Raw genomic sequence first — 23,993 nt, forward strand, 5'->3', positions numbered from 1 at the left:
CCTCCTATGGGAACGGATGGGGATGTGGATTAAGCTGTTCAAGCGTGAGCGGTTTTGTCGTATACCCGAGTTCCATTGGTACCCGGAGCACCCTCTCCAGGCCTGTCACGCGGGTAAGATGATGCCCGAATGTCATCGGTAACATTCCCGGAATCAGTACTTTCACACAATATAATCCATTCCGTTTGATGACAGGTGTTGTCTGGTCCACGACAATTACCTCGAGGCCCAATCTTCGGAACCTCTGAAGAATATCCCGCAGGTCATCCGTCAAGTCGGCACTCTTCGTTTGCTGCTTGAATTCCTCTTCAAACGTTCGCAATGGACGATGATCATCCAACAAAAATTGCAGGCGCTCCTCTGCTTCCGGCAAACCGTACAGCATGCCATGGTCTTCCATCTGCCGTACTAATAGCGGATCGCGCAACATTTTTTCATATTTCTTTCGGTTTGCCTCAAATTTCTCGTCAAGCACAAGCATCATGCCCGCTAACTCGTGAATCGAGCTTTTCACCGCCCGTATAGGGTCCGGATGAGCTCCAGCGGCACAGATTAGATTCAATCCCTTTTGTTTTCTGTTTTTCGCCACTGCCCAGACGCTTGGAATTCCGTGCTCCATCGTCGAGTTGAAAAAATACAGATCATATCCCGCCACCGCACGTACACGATCGACCATCAACTGTAATTCTTTATCGTTAGCCGAACGAAGGTCAAGACGCGGAAGAGGCAGCTGCGCATACCAAGCCATCAAGAATGAATCGCGCTCCACCACCTCCAAAATGGCATGGAAAATCGCTTCTTCTAAACTCCCGCCTAATGCACATCCGTTGGAAGTTTCATAGACAAAGCCATCCCCACCTCCCAAACTGTAATATGCGAGCAACTCTGGAACCAAAATCGGACGCTCTTGTAAAAACGAATAGCCCCATACCCAATTCATTGGACGGTCAGGATCAAACGGTTTGAACGGAAAATCAGGCCGCGCATATTGTTCCTTCGCGTGTACTCCTACCTTTGCTGGGTTGAGTGCTTGATCTTTCAAATTTCGGTAGCTGTCATGAATCACTGTCCGTTTGCCACGAGGTTCGATGCCACAATATCTCTCTAACCCCTCCAAAATGGCGGTTAACTCGCTAACCTCATAGGAATGAGTCCGGCCTGCTACTCCCTCGTCCCCTATAAACATTGGCATATTTACAACAACATCCGCAAACGGCAACGCGAAATTATGCATTTTACCATTCAATAATCCAGTTCGATAATCTAGATAGTCTTTAACCAGAACTTCTTTCAACTCCTCGATCGGACGGCAGCGGTAACTGTCAGCGCTGATCTTCGGACTTGGTTGCAGCGATATGCGGGCTGCTGCCGGCGAATCGTCAGGTAATTGGCTACATACCGTACATAACGGGTCGGGCAGAAAGAAGTGACATGAGTTCTTTAATGTTTTCAGGTTGATTAGGAACAACCTTTCTTCTAAACGGGTACGACTGCCTTCCAACACCCTCTGCGTCTCCGCGACAATCAGGTGAGCCATCTGCAAAAGTCCTATTCGTGATGCCCATGCATCATGCTGTATTCCTCCTTGCACCGCCATCACCTGTTGCAGCTCCCACATTTCCTTGCGGTCGTATCCCGCTATAAGGCGCCGCATGTCAGCACACTGAGAACATCCTGGGGTATTAGGGCGAACTAGCGGACCGATCACGCCCTCCCCAAATGAAACAAAGCCCCGGAGCCATGGAATGCCTGACGATTGTAATACCTCTTCCGCCTTGTGGTGAACGGAGGGATGCCAAGCATCGTGCAACACCAGAGCCAAACCTGTTTCTTCCGGAATTCCTTCCTCGAAATCGATTTGCCGAACTACCTGATATTGGACGGACAATTTTTCATACACAAAATCCGCCAACACTCCTTCTCCAACCATCAATACGCGAGCACCCATCAGAAATCCTCCTTTCTCAACAGCACGCCAAACACCCCTGCCAGTTCCTCTTTCAAAAAAGGTTCTATCGCTAAATCAAAGACGAAGAGCCGCATACGGTTTTGTTCCAAAACCTGCATGGCGGACTGCAAGAGCTCTGATTGCGTCGTCTCTTCACAAGCGGGGATCTCCAGTCTTAGTGGCTTCTCTTCATTTAGAAAAATGGATGATTCCTCCAGCGCTTGTATTTGGAAAGAAGTCGCCTGATTTTGCGCGTCCATAATCGCCTGCTCTAGCGCTTTCCGCAACGCCATTGTGATATTCAAACCTGCGCTGCCATACCAACGGCCGCCCGTGCCGACCCATACTACAGGAAAGCCTGACACCTTTTCTCCCAAGCCGATCGTCGGTGGTCCATGCATCGTCGCCAGTGACTGCAAATAAAATCTGCAGTGTTCATCCTCCACCGCACCCAATCGTACCTGAAAAATAGGTTCTCTTCGGTTAACCTGCCGTTTGCTCAGCTCCTCATCCAAGCACTTTTGCAATCCCCGGCAAACGCCTTCCGCCATCGTTTCCCCTGCTCCGACACCGATAAATTCCTGTGGTGTGACCACACCAACCTCTTTTTCGGTGTTAACGAGTAAATCTATCATTCCTGATACATACGATTCAATCCCAGCTAGCCCCGCTTCCCGCCGCGCCTCCTCATGTGTTAGACCTGCACAGACAACTTCTGGCAATAGCTCAGCCGGTCCCTCCGATAATGGGTTAACCGCTTGAACGCAGCACTGGGACAACGGAAGCTGATTCAAGTTCCTTTCCTCCCATATATGGAAAATTCCCGATTCTGCGGATGTCAATTGACTGAAATAATGAAACAATCTGCTCGAATCATCGCGGCTCGAATTTTGTTTAAGCCTCGAATCAAGATCTTGAATCAATTCAGCCGTCACACGTTCCGTCGTCGCCAGCGGATGTTGTATGAACGAATGCCAGTCGCCTTCCAATGTTTCCAGATCGAGAAGGAAAAATTGATTTCTCTGTTCCGATTTCGTCACCCCTGTAACTTTTTTGAATAATTCAAACACAATCACATTCGCCAACACCGCTCCCGCTGTTGCAGAAAAAGCTTGCACCAGCCGGTCTTCACGAAGCGCAGATCGGTGTATGCGGCGCCATGCGGACTCCCAGCATCCCTCGGAGTCCGGATGCACTAATGGCCCCGCTAAACCCACTTGCTGCAGAGATATGGCGGGGAGAAACCCCTTCTTCTCCTCTCTGCAAACGGCATGAAGAGCCCGCAGTTCCCCTACATTGCCTTCCTGTGAAACATATAAAATCCACTCAAATGGCTGTACCACTTCTCGCCAAGAACTCTCCCCCGATCCCCTCTGTAAAGCTATCTCCTCTATTGCTACTTCGGAGTCCATTTTGCGGGCATTCTCCGCCAGTTCCTTCAACCGCTGTCGATTAGTAGGCATCGAGTCTGTAATCAGAACATGGAACTTAGGCAATCCAGATTCGATCAACGCCGAAACCAATGAGACCAAAAAAGGTCCAGAGCCGACTGCCAATACTTTAGATTGGCGATATACTTGAAAACGGAACGCACCAGAATCGACTAAACTTTCTATAAATTCAATTTGTGAAGCATACTTTTTGAGAATCTTGCTGTCCAATTGATGCGGACGATCTTGGCTCACATCCCGAACAAAGCCGTTTCGGTACAGAATTTCTGCGATTTCATACACCCTGTTCCGATATGGGACCGACAATCCAGCTGTCAATTCTCCCAATGTGTGCTCTCCATTGAACATTGGCATTAGTTTTTCAATCCACTGATAGATTGTTTTGCCTTTCATACGAAATGAGCTGGAGTTATTCCTAAAATACACGCCGCCATTTGGATCAGGGAGAAAAAACGTGTCCCTTTTCACCTTCAGACGCGCGGAATCGTTCAGTTTTGACATCCTGCTCCCTCCTTATCCGTAGTTGTTCCTAAATGCGTAGTATCATTTTATGTATTTGTATTTGTCCTTTATGTTCATTTCATAGAAAGGGCCCCTGCAGAGGATTATGCAGGGGCAGTTCCTTCTTAAATTCCTCCAAAACAATGGCCAAAGCAATTGTGGCATCTAAAGCAATTGAAGCATCTAAAGCAGTTAAAACAGCGTCCAAAACACTGTCCTCCGCAACGTCCAAAACACTGTCCTCCACAACGTCCAAAACACTGTCCTCCGCAACGTCCACCACAACGTCCACCGAATTGACGAGCATCATCGACAACATAGGTCTGGGTTTGAGGATCCCAAACCATCACCTCGTCCGCTACGAAATCATCCATACCTAACATTTGAAGTTCATTTTGGAAATTATACATTTCACACCATCTCCTTATTGTTATAAATTTGTTGTTTCCGGCGACGCAACCAAGAGTGGAGAGTAGAACGAAAGTAATCAGAAAGATATCTGTGAAGCAGATAATTCCACCGACTACTTCGAGTACTCTCTTCAACAAGCTATGTGCTCTGTTGGGTGGTTGTTACTGATTGAAGTGCCTATTTTGCTGATTGAAACGCCTATTTTCATTGAGACTTCGTAAAACCGTATGAACCTCTCCCACCCTCATTCCATGAAAGAGGCGGTTACCATCTCCATCGAAGAAGCTGCTGCTAAGAAGAAGGCGGCCTTCTTCCACTCGATGCCTGCGTCGGAAGTCTTCTCAATAGATTCCGTTCTTTCCTTTCCTGATTGGATAGTTTGGTCATAAAACATACGTTTGTTTTTATGGATCAAAAAATTTCCGAATCATATCCCTCCTTCCTTCGTGTAGAGGAAGGAGATGATTCGGGAAAAATGGTTAAATCGCTTAATTTTGATAATATAAAACCTTAGTCTACAGCATTTTATGATTCTACTCATATACTGAAATAGCTTAATAAAAGTTGAAAGTAGGCGAAACACATTGCTAGAACATAAAAAAAGAAAAAATGTGCAGCAGGTGAGGGTGATATGTGGTTGTACCAATACGCAAATCGTGCAAGTGCATGAACCTACACCAGCAGACACTGCGTTGGCTGCTGTCAATGCCGCAACAACTGTTCCGGAGAAGAGAGCCGCCATCGAAAATCCTCTGCTTGGATTGGATCTTACAGAATATAACGCGTTATCAGAAGCAGCTAAAAATGATGTTGCCCAGCAATTGCTCGATAATCGGCCTGCTTTAGGTTACCCTTCCGTTGCTAGTGTCCAAGCTGCTCTTGACCAAGCCGTAAATCAAGTTGTCGGTTTAGCTGCTGTCAATGCCGCAACAACTGTTCCGGAAATGAGAGCTGCTATCGAAAATCCTTTGCTTGGATTGGATCTTACAGAATATAACACATTATCAGAAACAGCTAAAAACGATGTTGCCCAGCAATTGCTCGATGATCGACCTGCTTTAGGTTACCCTTCTGTTGCTAGTGTCCAAGCTGCTCTTGATCAAGCCGTAAATCAGGTCGTTGATTTGGATAATATTTATGTTCAAGCTGGTGCCGTTGGTGGAAATGGTAGTAGAGCAAATCCTTTTGGAACGATTCCTCAAGGAATTGCTGCGGTGAATCCAGGTGGAACTGTTCATATTCTAAGTGGAACGTATCCAATTACATCGACAATTGTAGTCAATAAGCCTGGAATTACTTTAAAAGGAGAACCGGGTACCCTTCTATTCTTGCAAGCAGACATTATTGCAATGTTAATTACTGCTCCGAATACGACAATCGATGGTTTAACGATGACAAGCGATATTCCTTATCAAAAAGAATTTATCCAAATTGGCGGGAATAACACGATGATCGTCAATAATACCATTTACGGGCCACCTCAAGCATTGCCTATGAGCAGCTGGGTTGTTAACAGAGCGATTGTGCCTCAAGGAGGCATTGCTATTTCGGTGATGAATAATACTTTCCATTCTTTAAGGACAGGAATGTATATTAATCCGAATGTGACAGGTCCTATTAACAGTAATGTGGTTTACAATACAAAAGGGGGATTTTTAGTAGACGGTGCATTCACAACCTTCTTTGGAAACTCATGGGGAACCCCACCGAATGAATTTGATATTGTTTTGCTTCTAGGTACAACATCTGGTCCTCCATATGATAATCTTGCTCTATTAAGTGCACTTAATAATAACGCAACCATTTCGGATCAAAGATAAAAGGTTAAAGGCAAAGGCTTGAGGGATAAGGTTTTCCCTTTTCCCTCAAGCCTTTTTCCAACCATTTATCAAAATTTTATTTCGACTTTGGCAGGAGTTTTTTTATTTAGTTTCTACAACTTCAAGGTTAGTTTAGCGACACACTCCACATGCCTTGAGTGGTGATCGCAGACAACATATGGATGTAGCAGTGTTTGCCATAAAATATATTTATTCCTTAACTTACTGTACAGTACATTATCAATAAATTGATTTGCATCTGCAACCCTTTTATTTACAAATTCTTTTTTCAGCTCACGAAGATCAAGTCCTAATGATTGTGTAAAATTTCGCTCTCAGTCCATTGAACTTGGATCACCGGAAAACAAAATCATTTTTTGCCGTTTTCTTTTTACACAAATTTCGGGACTTAATCATATCGCGAAATTCTTGATTTCTTTGTGGGAGGACAAGAAAGCGCCTATGTATGGCAGGAAATTCTTCAACACCTCTACCAAAGAGGCGTCAAGGAAGTGCTTCTTGGCGTCTTCGATGGCCTTCCGGGGTTGGAGGAAGCCTTTAAGGCGGTGTATCCGAAAGCCGATGTGCAGCGCTGTGTCGTGCACAAAGTCCGCAACACCCTCAGCCGTGTTCGGAAAAAAGATCAATTCGAAATGGCGGAGGATCTGAAACTCATTTATCGTTCTCCGAATAAAGAAATCGCATTGGAGATGTTTCAACAGTTTCAATCCAAATGGTCTCGCAAGTACCCAAGGGAAGTCCAATCTTGGGCCAATGAGTTGGATGTCCTCCTTACATTTATGGATTATCCAAGCAGTATTCGAAGTGTGATTTATACGACCAATGCCATCGAACGAACGATCAAGGAAATTCGGAAACGTCTCAAACCCATGAACAGCTTGAGTAGCTTAGAAGCCGCTGAAAAAGTCGTATATTTGACGATACAGGACTTTAACGAGAAATGGGCAGGACGAAAGTTACGAGGATTTGCCGAAGCTCATGAAGCCCTTCAACGAATGTTTGAGGAACGTTATTGTTAACCAAATGTTGTAAATAAACAAAATAAGGGAATTCTCCCTTTCCACACAGGAGACTGAATATTCAGTCTCCTGTGTGAAGGAAACCGGTTCCCTATCCATTCCAAATCCATTTCAGAGATACCCTATCTATCTTACATTACACAAAATTCTTGACGGTACCTCGCGATATCCTTCTTCGTTCACCCCTAACACCACATAAATGACTTCTTTCTCCACGGTTTCGCGACGAAGTTTTACGTATAAACCATCCAAATATAAGACGGAATAACGCTTGTGCAGTGGACGAGTGTGCCATTTCTCGATGTCTTCCTTCACTACATCGGTAATACGGCTGATCGTTGCAGGAGAATAGGCATTGCCTAAAATTCGTTCAATAAACTTGCCAATTTCACGCGTACTCATGCCACTTTGATACATCCTGATGATGGCTTCCTCAAGCCAGCCGGTGTGCCGTTGGTAAGGAGCAAACAACTGTGTTTGAAATTCCCCGTTTCGGTCTCTAGGGACCAAAAGACCTTCAATCCGGCCATATTGCGTATCTAGATTTCGTTAATAGTAGCCATTTCTCATATTTGATGTTCCGGCCTGTTCTATTTCGAGGAAATTCTTGATTTCTTCCCGCATGATCAGTTCTAATTTTTCCTTTACAAACTGACGAATGACACTTTCCAGTTGATTTGCCCAGTCGACATTCGGTATACTTTTAGACATAGGTAGGGTTCTCCTTTCTCTGGAATGTGTTGTGGTCCAAATCAGAGAATACCCTACCTTTTTTCTTTTGGTCTAGCAAAATGCTTTACACAAAATTTTATACATCATCTACATTCCCCACTGTTCATACAAGATGATGAGCTCCATTACTTGTTTCGCCTCTTTCGTCTCCATTGGGTTCACCTCGTTTCGCAATTGACGGTCCTTCGCAAAAAAGAAAAAGGAAGACGTGGACGTTTCTCCCCTCTTGGTTTCACCACATGTTGATTCGATTTTCTTTGATCGATCCATGTTTTTCTCTCTATTCCTCTCTCCCACCTTCTCAAATAAGGAGCGAGGGAGGGTCTGTTTCGTTTTTCAGTAAAATCATCCAAAGTCCAGCTTGATTTCTCTTGATGAACGGTTATTTTTTGAGTGGAACGAGTTTATTTGGTGTTTACATTTTCTGTGAAATTCAATGATTATTTTCTCAAGATTTTCTCCATGGATTTTCCCTTTGCTAACTCATCTATTAACTTATCCAGATAACGAATGTTCTGCATCAACGGATCTTCAATCTCCTCTACTCGAACACCACATACTACTCCTTTAATCAAAACCCGGTTCGGATTTAATCGCGGAGCTTCTGCAAAAAATGTCTCAAAGTCTACCTGTTTTTCTAATTGAGTTTCCAACTCATCCTGGGTATATCCTGTCAACCAACAGATAATTTCATCCACTTCTGATTTAGTACGCCCTTTTTTCTCTGCTTTCGCTATATAGTTTGGATAAACTCTTGAAAAACTCATTTTATAAATTCTGTGTGTGGTCATAATACATCCCTCCTAATTCTCCGTAATTTTAAATATTGCTACTGTCCTTAAATCTTCATACTCGCAACAACTTATCATTCAATTATACCAGTACTTGTCATGTAATACATCTGGATAAAAAGAAAACGCGGCTTAATGTAGGGTATAAATGATAAAGCTCGGCAAACGCCTTCTCATCCCCTTGCTGAATCCTTATTTAGGGGTTGCCAGAAAACAGCCTGAACAAGCGGAAATGTTCAAAAAACAGTGGATGCCTTGTACGCTATTGTCATGCGCATCGTTACGTTAGTGCTCCGTTTAACGCCTTACGGAATTTTAGCCATTATGTCCCGAGTGACTGCGACAAGCGATATCGACGCAATTGCAAAACTAGGAAAATTTGTCGTCGCTTCCTATATTGCACTTCTCATTATGTTTGCCATTCATTTGCTAATTTTGGCGCTGGCCGGACTAAACCCTATTACTTACGTAAAAAAAGCGCTGCCGGTGCTGTCGTTTGCATTCACTTCCCGTTCAAGCGCGGCCACTCTTCCATTGAATGTGAAAGCACAAACAAGCGCGCTTGGCGTTCCGGAAGGCATTGCCAACTTTGCCGGCTCCTTTGGGCTGTCAATTGGGCAAAATGGCTGTGCTGGCATTTATCCTGCCATGCTTGCAGTGATGATCGCGCCAACCGTCAACATCGATCCTACTTCTCTTTCCTTTATTTTGACGCTTATTCTAGTCGTCACCATCAGTTCGTTTGGAGTTGCAGGCGTTGGCGGTGGGGCTACGTTTGCGGCGATTTTAGTGCTATCGACTATGAATCTGCCAGTAGCATTAGCAGGATTGCTCATTTCCGTAGAGCCGTTGATTGACATGGGAAGAACTGCCTTGAACGTCAGCGGAAGCATGACCGCCGGTGTAGTCACCAGCCGCATCACTAAAGAATTGAATTTAAATGTCTATAACGAAGAAACGCAAAAACTAGAAGCATAAGACTTGGATATGTTTCTCACTTTCCCGCACGCCAAAACATCCAGCTGCACTTGCACGCGGTAAATGGAAGAAGGCCTAAATATGGTGAACGGGCATCGGTCAAACAGATACGTGTAAAAGAATTACGGCATGGGTTCAGTATCCAACAGAACCCATGCCGTATTCATTTGTGCTTCTTCAACAATTTGCAGCGAAACGGAAACATGTCATGGCACCACAGATTATAGAAAAAATTCTGTTCTTCGACGGGAGTAAGAAATCGTTCACATTTTTAAATTCCATCCTGTATAAACACCTGCTAAAAATATTGTCGTAATCACAATAAAATGGAAGACAACCCATCCCCATCTTCCATAGCGAAAAGATTTAGATTGTATCGGTTTTCTTGAATGAGTTGGAACAATTTTTCCACCAATCCACTCAAAAAGAAGCAAATAAATCCACCACCATGTATAAGAGTCCCAAGCATCCCAGTTTTCTTTGTAATCCATTATCTTAACTGGGGGGAATAACACGAAAATTTCTAAAAGCATCGCGATATGAACCATCCCCCAGTAAAAGGGGATCTTCCATCCCCATTTAGACGGACTATATCTCACTCCGAAAAGAACATAAAAAGGAATGACCGTAAACATTTCAATGATAGGTATCGGTGACATAGGGATAAGTCTAGCCGGAAAAGAGTAAAATCCGATAGAAACAAATACAAAACAAAGGAAAGCTCCCGTCAAACCGCTTATAAAATAGAGTAACCCATATCGTTTAAAATTGTTTCTTAATATAAAAAAACTTCCAATAAGACTAAGGATCACTGCTGTTATTTCCATCATTTGTGTCGCTTTTAACCCATATATCATCAGTACTTCCCCCTTTGCAATGACCTCATTTGTATAACATCCCCAATTATCAGCTATTTAATGAAACTGCTTAGAGTTGAGCATTCAACGTGAACCAGTCTATCTTAGTATTTCTAATGAATGCTTCTTCCCCATTATTTCCTAACAAAAAAAGAGAAACAGGAGCCCATCCCGTTTCTCTTGAAAAATTGTTTATTTTTCATCCTAACCAGTTCAGTCAACTGGATGAAGAAGGATTTTCCTTTTTCCTGTTATATTATCAAAACTTTACTTCGGTTTTGGCAAGAAGAGTTTTTTATTTTTAGCAAGAGTTTATTTATGCTCTTATCTTTAACACTAATCGAGCTACACTTTCTACATGCGCGGTATGCGGAAACATATCAACCGGCTGCACTTCGATCGTTTGATAGCCGCCGTCTTCTAATATACGCAAATCGCGGGCGAGTGTGGCAGGGTTGCAGGACACATACACAACGCGCTTTGGTTTCATGGCAATGATCGTTTGCAAAAGCGTTTCGTCGCAGCCTTTGCGAGGCGGGTCGACAACGATACAATCGGCGTGGATGCCTTGTTCGTACCATTTCGGAATGACTGCTTCCGCCTCGCCGACGGCAAATTCAACGTTGGTGATGCCGTTTAATTCAGCGTTGCGCTTTGCGTCTTCAATCGCTTCCGGTACGACTTCGACACCGTACACTTTTTTCGCTTTTTTTGCTAAAAACAACGAAATCGTGCCGATGCCGCAGTAGGCGTCAATGACCGTTTCTTCTCCCGTTAATTGCGCGTATTCCAACGCTTTTTCATACAGCACTTTCGTCTGTTCGGGATTGACTTGATAGAAAGAACGTGCCGAGATCGCGAATTTAATGTCACCGATGTAATCGTAAATGTATTCGGCTCCCCACAATACTTTCGTCTCGTCACCCATAATGACATTCGTCTTTTTCGGGTTAATGTTTTGAATAATCGACTTTACATTTGGCACGGAGTCAATAATTTCTTGCACAATTTTCTTTTTGTGCGGCAACTCTTCCGTGCGGGTAATAAGGACGACCATCACTTCTTTTGTCACTGCCCCGTAACGCGCCATAATATGGCGGAGAACGCCTTTATGCGCCACCTCATTATAGGCAGGCACCTTATATTTTTCACAAATCTTTTTCACTGTCTGCACGACGACATCATTCATCTCTTGCTGGATCAAACATGCGTCCATATTGATAATTTCATGGCTGCGCTCTTGGTAAAAGCCAGCGACAAGCCCTCCTTCGCGCTCGCCTACAGGAACTTGTGCCTTATTGCGATAGCGCCACGGGTCTTTCATGCCGATGACAGGATGAACGATGACATTTTCCAATTTCCCGATGCGCGCCATCACTTCTTTGACATGTTTCTGTTTTGCCCGAAGCTGCCCTTCGTAGCTTAAGTGCTGCAGCTGGCAGCCGCCGCATTGCTTGTAAATCGGACACAGAGGCGCGACGCGGTCCGGGCTTTGCTCATGCAGCTCGATAAGGCGTCCGTAGCCATATCCTTTTTTCACTTTGATGACTTTGATTTTCGCCTTCTCGCCCGGCAGGCCGTTCTTGACAAAAACGGGAAAACCGTCGATTTTCGCCACTCCTAACCCGTCATGCGTCAAATCTTCAAATGCCACATCATAATATTCGTTTTTCATTACTGGTGCTTCGATGTTTGCCATTGTTCTTCACCCTTTGAGGAACTAACTCTGCTATAAAAAATATAACTTGATATTCCGTCTTTTGAGCTTTTTATCCAAGGATCTGTGACAAACTTCTTATCCATCAGAAGTCTTAAGTGTAATCAGCATCCGTCGTCCACACAGTGCTGTCACGATTGTAGCACACAATTCTGTGCAGCACAAAAAGAAGACAGGTTAGTACCCTGTCCTCATTTGTTCTGCTTTTTCTTTTGAGACGAATACTTCTAAATGCCGGTACAAATTAACGAACTCCCCTGGCAGCATTCCGCCGTACTCGCCGTCTAAATTTAGCTGCATATTGTTTGGCGAAGTTACTTTAATGCGGTTTGCCTTCGTGTAAATCAGATTCGGGTCATTAATATGTTCGCCGCGCGCCGCGAGCGTCACTAATCGGATAAATTCCGCCAAATTCGTTTTCTTTAAAATAATTAAATCAAACATGCCGTCATTCAAAGACGAGTCCGGCGCCAGCTTTTCAAAGCCGCCGACAGAGTTGGTGAGCGATACTAAAAAGAGCATAATTTCTCCTTCAAACATTTTGCCGTCATATTCAATGCGAGCCTCTGTCGCTTTGATCGATGGCAGCATCTCAATACCTTTTAAGTAGTAGGCAAGCTGTCCAAGCATTGTTTTTAATTTGCTTGGCACCTCATAAGTTAGTTCGGTTAAACGGCCGCCGCCCGCAATATTAATAAAATAGCGGGTTTTTCCTTCATTTGTTACGGAGCCGATATCGATCGGAACGGCTTCTCCATTGGCGATAATGTCGCATGCCCCTTCAATCGAACGCGGCACGCCGATGGCGCGGGCGAAATCGTTCGTCGTCCCGACCGGAATAATGCCAAGCTTTGGACGATAATCTTGATCGGCAATCCCGTTGACGACTTCGTTGATTGTTCCGTCCCCGCCGGCAGCTACCACTAGGTCAAATTCGCGCTCAACCGCTTTGCGGGCCGCTTCAGTCGCGTCTCCCGCTCCTTCCGTTGCATGGCAAGATGTTTCATAACCTGCTTTTTCCAATTTTATTAACACATCTGGCAAATGTTTTTTAAATATTTCTCGACCTGACGTTGGATTGTAAATGATCCTTGCACGCTTCATCGTTTCATCATCCTACTTTATTAATGTCAATTCCACTATTTAACATAATAGCCGAATTGCCCAGCAGTTGCAACGATGACGTCTTTCCATCAAGAAAGGGCTGATCTCTCAGCCCTTTTCATTATTGCCCTGCTGTTTTCCGTTGCTCCACCGCGTCTTCACTCGCTTGGATACTTGGCGGTTCCACATTTCCTTTCGCCGCAAAGTTTTCTAGCAATTGTTTCACATCGATCCCCGTGGAAGCTTTCAATGTTTCCTGCAGGCTGGCCATTAAATTGGTCGCATAGCCGGTAATGCGGTTCGCCCCGCCGTTTGTGCTATTAGAACCCGTATCCACAATCGTAATTTTATCGATGTTGGCAAGCGGGCTCGCCACTTGTTTGGCGTATTCTGGAAGCATTTTGATGATCATGTCGAGAATCGCCGCTTGACCATACCGTTCGAACGCTTCGGCAATTTTTTGTTTCGCTTCCGCTTCGGCCAATCCTTTCAAGCGGATAATTTCTGCTTCCGCTTCCCCTTTTGCTTTTTCCGCTTCTGCCTTAGCAAGCCCGTCAAGCCGGATTCGTTCTGCCTCCGCTTTTGCCATCGCTTCGATGCGGTATTTTTGAGCGTCCGCTTCCGCCATTAACTTCGCCTTTTCCGCCGCGGCTGCCTGCTCAATCGCATAACGTTCGGCGTCGGCTTTTTTCTTCACTTCGGAATCGTATTGACGCTCACGCCGCAAAATTTCTTTTTCTTCGAGCTCGATTTGCTTTTGCCGCTCGATAATTTTAATTTGCATTTGTTGTTCCGTAACTTCTTGTTTTGCTTTCGCTTCTTCTAAATGATATGCCTGATCGGCGCGCGCTTTCGCAATATCTTGTTCACGACGGAATTCCGCTAATTTCAACTGATTAATTTTTTCCGCTTCCGCGATTTCCGTCAAGCGCTCTAGCTCCGCTTTGCGCGCTTCTTTATCCGCTTCCGCGCGTCTAATGCGCGTTTCTTTTTCCGCTTCAGCTGTCGCGATGTCGGCGTCGCGCTTCACTTGGGCAATGCGCGGTTTTCCTAATGCGTCTAAATAACCGTTTTTATCACGCACATCTTTAATGGTAAACGATACGATGACAAGCCCCATTTTCGCTAAATCTTGTGAAGCGACGCGCTGCACTTCTTGTGAAAACTTGTCGCGGTTTTTATAAATTTCCTCGACCGTCATCGAACCGAGAATCGAGCGAAGATGGCCTTCCAATACTTCTTTCGCTTCATTTTCCATATCCTGGCGAGTTTTTCCTAAAAATTGTTCCGCCGCTGTAGCGATTTCGCCAATGGAACTGCCTACTTTAATGATCGCCACGCCATCCGCCATGACGGGAACGCCTTGTTCCGTATAGACTTCCGGCGTCTGCACGTCTAGTTTAATCGAGAGAAGGCTAAGCGGCTCCGCCTGCTGAAAAATCGGCAGTACAAACGTCCCGCCGCCGCGGACAATCTTAATTTTATTTCCTGATTCATCGACATGCACATTTTTGCTTCCTAAATAACTTCCTGTCACAATGAGTGCTTCATCTGGTCCGACAGTGCGATAACGAAGCATAAAAATAGCTACTAATCCGATAAGAAGAAGCACGACAACGCCGATGACAATTAACATTGGCGTCATTAAGCATATCCCCCTTTATGTAATGATGAAATATAATATGGATCGTGCTTCGCCACAACAGCGACGCCGTTTTCCATTTTCACGATAATCACTTCCGTCCCTGATGCGATTTCTTCGTTGTCCATGCTTTTTGCTGGTTTCGAAATCGCTCCGCTCTTCCGCTGCAGCAAAATCTCTCCAAACCCATCGGACGGCACAGTTACAATCACTTTCGCAAGCGACCCTTCCAAGTCCGTTTCCGAATAATTCAGTGATGTTTCCGCAGAACGAAGCGGAATAAATACGAAAAAGTGCAAAAGCAAGACGACAATGATGGCAATTCCTGCGCTAATCAAAGCGATGAGCGCGCTAGACATCCCCGTATATCGTTCGAACAAAAAACCGCACGCACTTCCAACGGTAAAAAAAGATAAAATAAGCTGTGGGCTGAACCATGGATGGTCCGGCATCTCAAAGACACCGTCGATCATATCGCTTAGCAAAATATATAATAACGTCAAACTGCCGCTTACGATAAGCACACCCAAATACACTGTTTCTAGTGAATATCCGAACAATCCCCGCACCCTCTTTCCGCCATCGTCTATTTAATTATACGAAATGACGCGCGTTTCCGTTTCATTACTTTTCAGATGGATATTACATTTTTTCGACATTCCCTACATATTTCCTTCTTTTTTCCAGAACAAAGACACCATTTCACAGCGTGAATCAGATCAGCCTCCTTTTCCAATATAAACAACTAGCCCTTCTGAATGGATCATTCAGAAGGGCTAGTTATCTCATTGACTCCGCTCGCTCAGCTGCAATGACACAGTTTTCTTGCTTCCATCCCTCCAAAGCTCTATTTGCACACGCTCTCCGATTTTCGTTTTCGTGTACAAATATTTCCGCAGTGCAGCGACACTATCCACTTTTTCTCCATTGATCGCCACAATGACATCTTTCGTCTGAATTCCTGCATCCGCCGCCGGAGAGAACGGCTCTACTGCTGTTACAGCCGCTCCTGTGGCAACACCGCTTGGCAAGTGCAGCTGTTCTTTTCGCACCGAATCAGAAAGATCGGCCACATCAACTAATTGTACACCGAGATATGGGCGTTTTATTTTTCTGTATTGCATCAACTGCTCGACAATCGGTTTTACATCTTCGCTTGGAATCGCAAATCCTAATCCTTCCACTCCAGTTTGGGAAATTTTTAAGCTATTAATTCCCACCACTTGCCCAGCGCTATTAATTAACGCACCACCGCTGTTTCCCGGATTAATCGCGGCATCCGTTTGAATAACGTTTAGCTCCCATTCCCCGGCAGAAGTAGAAATGGGCATTGTACGTCTTCCGCTGACAATTCCTTCTGTCACCGTTCTCGATAAATCTAATCCGAGCGGATTGCCGATTGCCGCGACTTGTTCCCCTATGCGCAGCTTCGAAGAATCACCAAAGACTGCTACTTTTTTGACATGACTGCCATCAATTTTTAATACCGCTAAATCGGTTAACGGATCGGCGCCGACGATTTCCGCTTTTACTCTTTTCCCATCGGCAAGCGACACTTGTACTTTATTCGCTCCTTCAATGACATGGTTGTTTGTCACGATGTATGCTGTATTTCCGTCTTTTTTGAAAATGACTCCCGAACCAGTTCCTGCTTCTTGGTCTTTGATACTATCGGAGAAAAAGTCCGCCTGTTTTTGAATGTTCACCACGCCAACAACCGCATCCGCAACGTTTTCAATCGCCGCAACCATATTATTAGACGTGCTTTTCGTTGGTTGGAGAGGAAGCGACTCCGTCGAAATGTTTGTTTCTTTTGATTCCTTTGTGGATGATGAAGCAGAAGAAAGGCCCATCATCGGTGCCGCATACAACGTAAGTCCGCTTCCGATCACCGCACCGACAATCGAAGCGGCAACCCAAGAAAAGAAACGTCTTTTCTTCGGCGGCTGATACGATGGCATTGGTTGCTCATATGGCGACATGTTCATATCCATTCCGCATTTCCCCTTTCTTCCGTTTTCTCTTGTTATCTCTACTCTGTTGCCGTGTGCAATACACGTTTTCTAACAGTGTAAAAAGCAAAGGTGAAAATACGGTGAAAAAATTCCCTTTTTCATTCATTTTTCACGATCATTTGTTATGATCATTAATAAAGAGAAACGGGCAAATAGAAAGGAAGGAAACGAGATGAAAATTCTTCTCGCAGAAGATGATCTCTATTTAGGCGAATTAATCGTGCATATGTTAAAGAAAAAAGGCGTGGATCAAATCGATTGGGTGCAAGAAGGGGAAGACGCGTACGACTATGCTCTCTCCTCCTTTTACGATGTGCTGATTCTTGACTGGATGTTGCCGAACGGAGATGGAGTGGAAATTTGCAAACGGCTGCGGAAAAACGGTTACGCTGGCGCCATTCTCATGTTAACCGCAAAAGACGCTGTCCAAGACCGTGTTGAAGGATTAGAAGCCGGTGCGGACGACTATCTCGTCAAACCGTTTGAAATTGATGAATTAATGGCCCGCCTAAAAGCGCTCGCACGTCGCACGTTCGTCCCTCTTCAAGAAGAAACGGTTCGTTTTCATGATTTTGTCCTTAATCGGACGAGCCATACCCTCTATCACGGCGATGAAGAAATTCTGTTAACCCCGCGTGAATTTCAAGTATTGGACCTTCTTTTGCAAAACCAAGGGCATGTCGTACCGCGCGAAACAATCCTTGACCGCGTTTGGGGATGGGATGCGGATGTTTCGATGAAAACGATTGACGCGACGATTAAATTGCTGCGAAAAAAATTAAAAGGAGAGATCATTCAAACAGTGCGTGGGGTGGGATATAAAATTGATAAATAAATGGCACTCTTTCTTATTGAAAATAAAAAACACTGATATGTTTCACCGAACGCAGTGGCGCCTAACAGCATTATATAGCGGTATTTTAATGGTGTTTCTTGCATTATTCATCGTGATCGTCTGCTTCCTTTTTTATATAATCGTGACGAATGACCAAGAGCGGCGGATTACTAGTCTTGCCAACCAGGAAAGAAAAGCGATTGAACAATTTTTGATCAAACAAAGCGATTTTGATTTTATGGATGAGGAAAACGTCGTGTTTTTAAGCGAAGACCAATTCTTTTTTTATGTCGTCGGCACCGACGGCGAACTTCTCATGGGAGATGAAGTGAACAAAGGAATGCGGCCGTTTCTATTAGAGGCGCTGCAAAATGCCGCGCTAAATGAAAATGAACTAACCTATATTAAAGTAAATTTTCCTGCCCATATGCATCCATTTTCCCGTTTTCATTCCCATGAGTTAAAGCTATTAACTGCCGCTCGTCCAATCGTCGTTCGCGGCCATTTGATCGGCATGTTATATATCGGCATGGATGTGACTTCGTTTTCTAACGTATTTCAATGGTTATTAATCGTGTTGATCGGTCTTGCCATTTTATTTATCGGCGTTGCTTTGTTGTTAAGCTACTTCATGTCGAAAAGAGCACTCATCCCGATTCAGGAAGCATATCATCGCCAACGGCAATTTGTTGCTGATGCCTCCCATGAACTGCGAACGCCGCTTAGCGTCATTTTTTCTTCTGTCGAAGCATTAGAGATGGAAGGAGAACTAACAAAAAATGAATTTACGCAAAAACTGCTGAATCGGCTTCGAGAAGAAATAAAACGAATGACAAAATTAATGAACGATTTATTGACACTCGCCCGTGCTGATTCTGAACATGCCTCGTTGCAATTAGTTAAAGAAACGTTTGATTTTCGACCACACGCGGAACGAACGTTGCATTTGCTGGGAGAATTAGCGTCGAAAAAAAATATTCGCATGGACTTTCATTCTCCTGAATCTGTCATCATTACCGCCGACGTCGATAAACTGACACAGCTGTTATACATCTTGTTGGATAATGCAATCAAATACACTCCGGACGGTGGAGAAGTAACGTTAAGTCTTCGTGTCGAACCGTTCAAACAACAACGAATGCTCACCATCTCCGTCAAAGACACCGGAATCGGCATTCCCCCTGAATCACTTGACCGCATTTTCGATCGCTTCTATCGCGTCGATAAAGCACGTTCACGCCAGCAAGGCGGTCACGGACTCGGTTTGTCCATCGCCAAATGGATTGTCGACGCTCATGGCGGAAACATTCACGTACAAAGCGAAGTCGGCAAAGGATCGGAATTTATTGTAAAAATCCCTTGCTAAAATGCTTTCCATTACGGAAAGCATTTTTTTTTATACTTTTTCACCTAATTTTCTCTTTTCTTTTTTACAATGCAAACTGTACAGAGGAAGGAACAAAGGCGATGTTCACTTGTTCGTCTCTTTGCCATCCTTCCTTGTAAACGACCCAAATGCCACCATGCAAGCGCATGTTTACTTTATGACGGAAAGGAGGTGACAAAATGTGCATGAGAAAAAGAATGGCCGCCCTGCTCATCCTTTTTCTCCTTGTCATATTCGGAGGAATGCAGCTTGGCCGCTTTGTTTTGGGACAATCCATGCCAATGATGAATATGCCGCCCCTTTACGGACCATTTGCCATACGTCACCATATTTTGTTCCATTATGGTCCCGAATTCGAATTTTGGGAATTCGGCGGCTGGATCGCCATTAGGATGATTTTCCTTCTTCTCCAATTGATCCTTCTGGTCATCGGTTGGCTGTTATGGAAAACGAAGGGGCCGTTTAAGTGGATGGGACTTGCCTTCATCATATGGGGCGTGGTTTCCTTATTGCCAAAGTGGCTGCTCATCCCGCTTGCGTTCATCGTCATCTATTCGATCTATAAGAAACAAGAACCAAAAGCCGAACCAACGGCAACATGGCCAACGCCAATCACACATGACCGACACTTTTTAGACGAATGGGAAAAAACGATCAAGAAGGAGGAACAATGATGGGGTTATTCCACCGCGTGAAAACGATGATACTTGCTGATTTACACGAGCTTGTGGATCAATGGGAGGATCCTATTGCCTTAACAAAACAATATTTACGAGAACTACAAGAGCAAATCGAAAAGGCACAGCGCTCCATCGCCCAGCAAATAGCGTTAGAACAACGGTACGAATCGCTAATTACTCACACAAAAACAATGATCGAAAAACGAGCACGCCAAGCAAAGCTAGCATTAGAACGAAATGAAGAAACCATCGCCAAACTCGCATTAAGAGAAAAGCTAATGTATGAGAAAAAACTGGCAGACTATCAACAACAATACGAGACGATCAAAGAAAAAACAACATATATGACCGAGCAATTACAACATCTCCACGAAAAATACGAAGAGCTTTCCGTAAAACAATGGGAGCTCCATGCACGTGCGAACGCGGCCAAAACAATAAAAGACATCAACACAACACTCGCGTCTTTCCATCCGGAACAAGCGCTTCGCGGTTTCGCGCGCATGGAAGAGCGCGTCCTGGCGTTAGAAGCCGAAGCAGCTGCCGCCCGTCACTTCCTGAAGGCAACACACACTCTTCCTTCCCCTTTGGAGGAAGAAATAGAAAACGAACTGGCCAAGTGGAAAGAAGCGCAAGCCAAAAACGCATAACCCCCTTTTTATATAGATGAGTGGCTGATCCCCTAATTGGGAGCAGCCACCTTTTTCATTTCCACAACATCATTCGGCTCGTACTTTCTAAGCTATACTTGACTGAACAACATTTAAAAAATCTATTTTCGATCGATATGGGCATAAAGAAGAGCTGTTCAAACCACTTTTATACTGCATTTCATTATGACATCCCCTCTTGTTACTACGTTATTCTTTGCGATGTATTCTAACTCTCCCGCTTTATTAAGCATATTGGTAATAACAATCGGAGTTACGATTTCTTTATGTTTTTGCTCTAAATAATCCAGGTCTACATTTAATAAAGGGTCTCCCACTTTCACTGTTTCGCCGGCGCTTACCGCAACTTCAAATCCTTTCCCATTTAGCTCTACAGTCTCTAATCCAATATGAATAAGTATTTCTAATCCTTCCTCTGAAACGAGACCGACTGCATGCTTTGTAGGAAAAATTTGCACAACCTTTCCGTTAACAGGGGAAACTACTTTTCCGTTTTTCGGAATGATCGCTAAACCGTCTCCCATCATTTTCTGAGCAAATACAGGGTCAGGAACTTCTTCTAACGGTATTACTTCACCATCAAGAGGGGAATGTATTTCCACTACTCTAGTTTCTATTTTTTTGCTAAATAATTTTTTCAGCATATCTCAACCCACTTTCTATCTGTTTTTAAAATGTAATTTTCATTAATAAAAATAAACAAACGATAGAGAGAAAAAATACTAGTGCACTTCCAAAAAGTCTTGCACATGCTCCTTTATGTTTGAGTTCTAACTTCTTTTCTTTTAATAACATTGGTTGTTCTTTTCTTTGTTGATACAAACCGAATAGGAGAATGATGCTGGCAAAGAGATTTCCAATAAGCAATTGAGATGCAGCTACCATCCACAATGTCACATATGATAACTTGACATGCCTTTTGTTTTCTAAATCATTTACCGCTACTTTTGTTAATACAGCAAAAAAAGGATTTAGCATCGCTATAACAAACATAATGGTGATGATCGGCTCGCGGATTACAGGAGTGAAAAATGTTTGGTTCGCATGAAGCGCCACTAAGTACAGGTAAGTGACAAAAATCAATGGTACTGCATAAAAAAAGTAAATGGCTGCTTTTAAAAAAACAGTGCTTTTAGCCATTATGGTCTGAGAGTTCCAAGTCAAAAAATTTTTCGATCTCCTCATGGTTGTTCACCATTTTTTTCTTCATTTTGCAGTTGCTTAAGATAATCGACATAGTGACTAAAAAGCGTCTCTCCTATAATAAAAAAAGAAGCAAATGTGTTAAGTTTAGTGCCATCGCTTAATTCGTTGCTCGAGCTATTGGCATATAAGTTAAAAGGAGTCATCCTTGCCAACCGATTATTTTTTAAGTTTGTTACTGAAATAAATGGTATTCCTTTCGCGACCAATGACTGTACTGCTGGAAAAATCGTCGGAGTATCTCCGGAAAAAGAAATAATAATGACTAAATCATCTAGCGTCAGGTCTTTAATTACCATTTCAAATTCCGTTTGCGCCTGAATGACATGTAAATATTTTTTTACAGCCAGAAACATTCGTTGTAATTCAAAGGCACAATCTAATTGCGCAGTACCGGTTCCATAAACAAATATTCTTTGCGCGCGATGGATTAATTTGCACATTTCAGAAAAATCTTTTGTCTTGATATATTTTAATGTTTCGAGAATATCGTTGCTTAAAATTTCGACTTGGCTTTTATCGCTACTGTTCCCTTCTTGTTCCTGCCATTTCAGAAACACACGAAATTCACTATATCCGCTAAACCCAAGCTTTTGGGCCAATCTTAAGATAGATGAACGCGAAACATTGCACTTTTCTGCTAAACTGTTGATTCCTAATTTGTGGCATTCGCTTTTATTGTTTAAAATATACTTTAAAATATGGAAATCGGTCTCATTTAGTTGATTATAATGTTTATTAATCAATTCTTCGATTTTCATTGTTTTACCCTCCTTCCTTTAAAAAGTTTACTATAAAGAAAGGAGGAGAACGAAAACAAAAAGTACAACATTTTGTACTTTTTGTTTTCGTATTCTTTTTAATGTAATTCTGGCCAATATCCTTTATTTGCTTCGATTAAATCATCTAATATTTGTTTTGCTACTTTTGCGCTTGGTACTGTTTTAGATAGTGTTATAGCTTGCCATAATTTTTGGTAAGACCTTGTTATCCATGCTTCTACCACTAGCTTTTCCACAGATACTTGTTGTTCCATTAATCCTTTTTGGAATTGCGGAATTTCTCCGATCGATAGCGGTTCAGGACCATTGCTGCCGACAATGCATGGAATTTCCACCATTGCGGTCGGGTCAAAATTAGAAATAGCTCCTTTATTTTCTACAATAAGCAACATTCTTTCATGAGTGTTATAAGCAATGGCACGTGCCAAATCAACAATGTATGAAGCGTGTTCGTCAATATGAAGAGCGCAGCCTTCTGTTGATTGGTTTTCAATGACTTTTTTACACTCCGTAAATACAAATTTTTCGCGTCCATCCATTACTTCATTTGCTCTTGTATAATTCGGGTTAGAATGTGCAACTACTTCATCCGGGAACAAATAGTATTTTAAATATGTGTTCGGTAATGTATCCGGATCTAACGCATATACGTCTCTCGCTTTTAAGAATGTATCTTGCCAGCTAGCATCAACATGCTGATTGTCCCCACCGTCGTTTACAAGGTATCCGTACTTTGCAACATGCTCCTTTAATTTAGGCATTAAATCATTTCCTTCTTTGTCGCGAATATCTGTCCACCATCCAAAATGGTTTAATCCATAATATCTTACCGTCATTTCTTTGCGGGATTTTAACCCTAAAATTCGCGCCATACGTTCTTCAATCGCGACAGGCATATCACAAATGTTAAGTACTTTCGAATGAGGACGGAGACGGCGCGTTGCTTCAGCTACAATCGCTGCTGGATTGGAATAATTGAGCATCCATGCATTAGGAGAGTATTTTTCCATATAATCAATTAATTCTAATACTCCTCCAATAGAACGCATTCCATATGCAATTCCACCTGGCCCGCACGTTTCTTGGCCTACCACGCCATATTTCAACGGAATTTTTTCATCTAATTCACGCATAGCGTATTTTCCAACCCGAATGTGGGCCATGACGAAGTCAACGTCGGTAAATGCTTCTTCCGGATCAGTAGTAGCGAGAAACTCAATTTCTGGAGCTTTTTCTCTTAAAATAACTTCACACGCTCCGGCAATGATATCTTGACGTTCTTTATCAATATCGTACAATTTTAATTTACGAATTGGAAATTTATCTAAGTTATCCAATAACATTAACACAATCCCCGGAGTAAATGTGCTTCCCCCACCTGCAATCAAAATGGAAAACTTTTTCATTTTTCTTCCTCCTTTTTATAGT

19 protein-coding genes and 5 pseudogenes are annotated in these 23,993 nt (G+C 43.4%); 7 read left to right on the forward strand and 17 right to left on the reverse strand.

Annotated elements, in window-relative coordinates; all coding sequences use genetic code 11:
- Positions 1-4: 4 nt before the first annotated feature.
- From QSJ37_RS16660 to QSJ37_RS17995, 4 genes and pseudogenes are all read right to left on the reverse strand, one after another.
- On the reverse strand, positions 5-1,948 hold the full coding sequence (locus tag QSJ37_RS16660; protein ID WP_285756325.1) for a TOMM precursor leader peptide-binding protein: 1,944 nt from the start codon (positions 1,946-1,948) through the stop codon (positions 5-7).
- A complete protein-coding gene (locus QSJ37_RS16665; protein ID WP_285756326.1) occupies positions 1,948-3,900 on the reverse strand; it encodes a putative thiazole-containing bacteriocin maturation protein in 1,953 nt (650 codons plus the stop codon). The genes QSJ37_RS16660 and QSJ37_RS16665 overlap by 1 nt, the downstream gene beginning before the upstream one ends.
- Before the next feature lie 79 nt (positions 3,901-3,979).
- The gene (locus tag QSJ37_RS17990) at positions 3,980-4,180 is read right to left on the reverse strand and encodes a hypothetical protein (RefSeq protein ID WP_352177393.1); all 201 of its coding nucleotides are present in this window, start codon (positions 4,178-4,180) and stop codon (positions 3,980-3,982) included.
- A gap of 1 nt (position 4,181) precedes the next feature.
- Positions 4,182-4,310: pseudogene (locus QSJ37_RS17995) on the reverse strand (heterocycloanthracin/sonorensin family bacteriocin); the annotation flags it as partial.
- A gap of 585 nt (positions 4,311-4,895) precedes the next feature.
- On the opposite strand from QSJ37_RS17995, the gene QSJ37_RS16675 reads away from it, so the two are divergent.
- Together QSJ37_RS16675 and QSJ37_RS16680 are read left to right on the forward strand one after the other, a co-directional pair.
- The gene (locus tag QSJ37_RS16675; protein WP_285756328.1) at positions 4,896-6,131 is read left to right on the forward strand and encodes a right-handed parallel beta-helix repeat-containing protein; all 1,236 of its coding nucleotides are present in this window, start codon (positions 4,896-4,898) and stop codon (positions 6,129-6,131) included.
- 416 nt (positions 6,132-6,547) lie between these two features.
- Positions 6,548-7,171 (forward strand): annotated as a pseudogene (locus tag QSJ37_RS16680) (IS256 family transposase); the annotation flags it as partial.
- A gap of 156 nt (positions 7,172-7,327) precedes the next feature.
- On the opposite strand, the pseudogene QSJ37_RS16685 reads toward QSJ37_RS16680, so the two are convergent.
- From QSJ37_RS16685 to QSJ37_RS16695, 3 genes and pseudogenes are all read right to left on the reverse strand, one after another.
- Positions 7,328-7,882, reverse strand: a pseudogene (locus QSJ37_RS16685) (IS256 family transposase); the annotation flags it as partial.
- Between the two features lie 111 nt (positions 7,883-7,993).
- Positions 7,994-8,089 (reverse strand): annotated as a pseudogene (locus QSJ37_RS16690) (DUF4351 domain-containing protein); the annotation flags it as partial.
- Between the two features lie 254 nt (positions 8,090-8,343).
- A complete protein-coding gene (locus tag QSJ37_RS16695; RefSeq protein WP_062755874.1) occupies positions 8,344-8,694 on the reverse strand; it encodes a DUF2200 domain-containing protein in 351 nt (116 codons plus the stop codon).
- A 193-nt stretch (positions 8,695-8,887) separates the two neighbouring features.
- On the opposite strand from QSJ37_RS16695, the pseudogene QSJ37_RS16700 reads away from it, so the two are divergent.
- Positions 8,888-9,672, forward strand: a pseudogene (locus QSJ37_RS16700) (cation:dicarboxylate symporter family transporter); the annotation flags it as partial.
- A gap of 263 nt (positions 9,673-9,935) precedes the next feature.
- Here QSJ37_RS16700 and QSJ37_RS16705 read toward each other — a convergent pair.
- The 6 genes from QSJ37_RS16705 to QSJ37_RS16730 form a co-directional block, all read right to left on the reverse strand.
- Positions 9,936-10,529 carry a CBO0543 family protein gene (locus tag QSJ37_RS16705; protein WP_285756330.1) on the reverse strand — a complete coding sequence of 198 codons (594 nt, stop codon included), beginning with the start codon at positions 10,527-10,529 and terminating at the stop codon, positions 9,936-9,938.
- 316 nt (positions 10,530-10,845) lie between these two features.
- Positions 10,846-12,228: a 23S rRNA (uracil(1939)-C(5))-methyltransferase RlmD gene (gene rlmD, locus QSJ37_RS16710; protein ID WP_285756331.1), complete on the reverse strand. Its 1,383-nt coding sequence runs from the start codon at positions 12,226-12,228 to the stop codon at positions 10,846-10,848.
- 195 nt (positions 12,229-12,423) lie between these two features.
- Complete coding sequence (locus QSJ37_RS16715; RefSeq protein ID WP_285756333.1) at positions 12,424-13,350, reverse strand: diacylglycerol kinase; 927 nt, start codon at positions 13,348-13,350, stop codon at positions 12,424-12,426.
- A 121-nt stretch (positions 13,351-13,471) separates the two neighbouring features.
- Positions 13,472-14,995 carry a flotillin lipid rafts scaffold protein FloT gene (locus QSJ37_RS16720; RefSeq protein WP_285756335.1) on the reverse strand — a complete coding sequence of 508 codons (1,524 nt, stop codon included), beginning with the start codon at positions 14,993-14,995 and terminating at the stop codon, positions 13,472-13,474.
- Positions 14,995-15,552, reverse strand: a complete 558-nt coding sequence (locus QSJ37_RS16725) for an NfeD family membrane protein (RefSeq protein WP_285756336.1) — start codon at positions 15,550-15,552, stop codon at positions 14,995-14,997. Before QSJ37_RS16725 ends, QSJ37_RS16720 begins: the two co-directional genes overlap by 1 nt.
- 225 nt (positions 15,553-15,777) lie before the next feature.
- On the reverse strand, positions 15,778-16,980 hold the full coding sequence (locus QSJ37_RS16730) for a S1C family serine protease (protein WP_285756414.1): 1,203 nt from the start codon (positions 16,978-16,980) through the stop codon (positions 15,778-15,780).
- A gap of 199 nt (positions 16,981-17,179) precedes the next feature.
- Between QSJ37_RS16730 and QSJ37_RS16735 the strand changes: the two genes are divergently transcribed.
- The 4 genes from QSJ37_RS16735 to QSJ37_RS16750 all read left to right on the forward strand — a co-directional run bounded on the left by QSJ37_RS16735 (position 17,180) and on the right by QSJ37_RS16750 (position 20,559).
- Positions 17,180-17,842, forward strand: coding sequence for a response regulator transcription factor (locus QSJ37_RS16735; RefSeq protein WP_285756338.1), 663 nt, complete (start codon positions 17,180-17,182; stop codon positions 17,840-17,842).
- Between the two features lie 37 nt (positions 17,843-17,879).
- Positions 17,880-19,208, forward strand: a complete 1,329-nt coding sequence (locus QSJ37_RS16740; protein WP_483313621.1) for a sensor histidine kinase — start codon at positions 17,880-17,882, stop codon at positions 19,206-19,208.
- Between the two features lie 200 nt (positions 19,209-19,408).
- A complete protein-coding gene (locus QSJ37_RS16745) occupies positions 19,409-19,903 on the forward strand; it encodes a hypothetical protein (RefSeq protein ID WP_285756341.1) in 495 nt (164 codons plus the stop codon).
- Complete coding sequence (locus tag QSJ37_RS16750; RefSeq protein ID WP_285756415.1) at positions 19,903-20,559, forward strand: PspA/IM30 family protein; 657 nt, start codon at positions 19,903-19,905, stop codon at positions 20,557-20,559. The genes QSJ37_RS16745 and QSJ37_RS16750 overlap by 1 nt, the downstream gene beginning before the upstream one ends.
- 158 nt (positions 20,560-20,717) lie before the next feature.
- Here the strand turns inward: QSJ37_RS16750 and QSJ37_RS16755 are convergent, their stop codons facing one another.
- The 4 genes from QSJ37_RS16755 to QSJ37_RS16770 all read right to left on the reverse strand — a co-directional run bounded on the left by QSJ37_RS16755 (position 20,718) and on the right by QSJ37_RS16770 (position 23,971).
- Positions 20,718-21,224, reverse strand: a complete 507-nt coding sequence (locus tag QSJ37_RS16755; RefSeq protein WP_285756342.1) for a PTS sugar transporter subunit IIA — start codon at positions 21,222-21,224, stop codon at positions 20,718-20,720.
- Positions 21,225-21,249: 25 nt separating this feature from the next.
- Entirely contained in the window at positions 21,250-21,765 is a 516-nt protein-coding gene (locus QSJ37_RS16760; protein WP_285756344.1) for a hypothetical protein, read from the reverse strand.
- Positions 21,762-22,544 (reverse strand): MurR/RpiR family transcriptional regulator, encoded by a 783-nt coding sequence (locus QSJ37_RS16765; RefSeq protein WP_042408852.1) that lies wholly within the window; start codon positions 22,542-22,544, stop codon positions 21,762-21,764. The genes QSJ37_RS16760 and QSJ37_RS16765 overlap by 4 nt, the downstream gene beginning before the upstream one ends.
- A 98-nt stretch (positions 22,545-22,642) precedes the next feature.
- Positions 22,643-23,971, reverse strand: coding sequence for a 6-phospho-alpha-glucosidase (locus QSJ37_RS16770; protein ID WP_042408855.1), 1,329 nt, complete (start codon positions 23,969-23,971; stop codon positions 22,643-22,645).
- Between the last annotated feature and the right edge of the window lie 22 nt (positions 23,972-23,993).

The organism is Parageobacillus sp. G301 (assembly GCF_030268025.1).
Classification (GTDB): Bacteria; Bacillota; Bacilli; order Bacillales; family Anoxybacillaceae; genus Parageobacillus_B; species Parageobacillus_B toebii.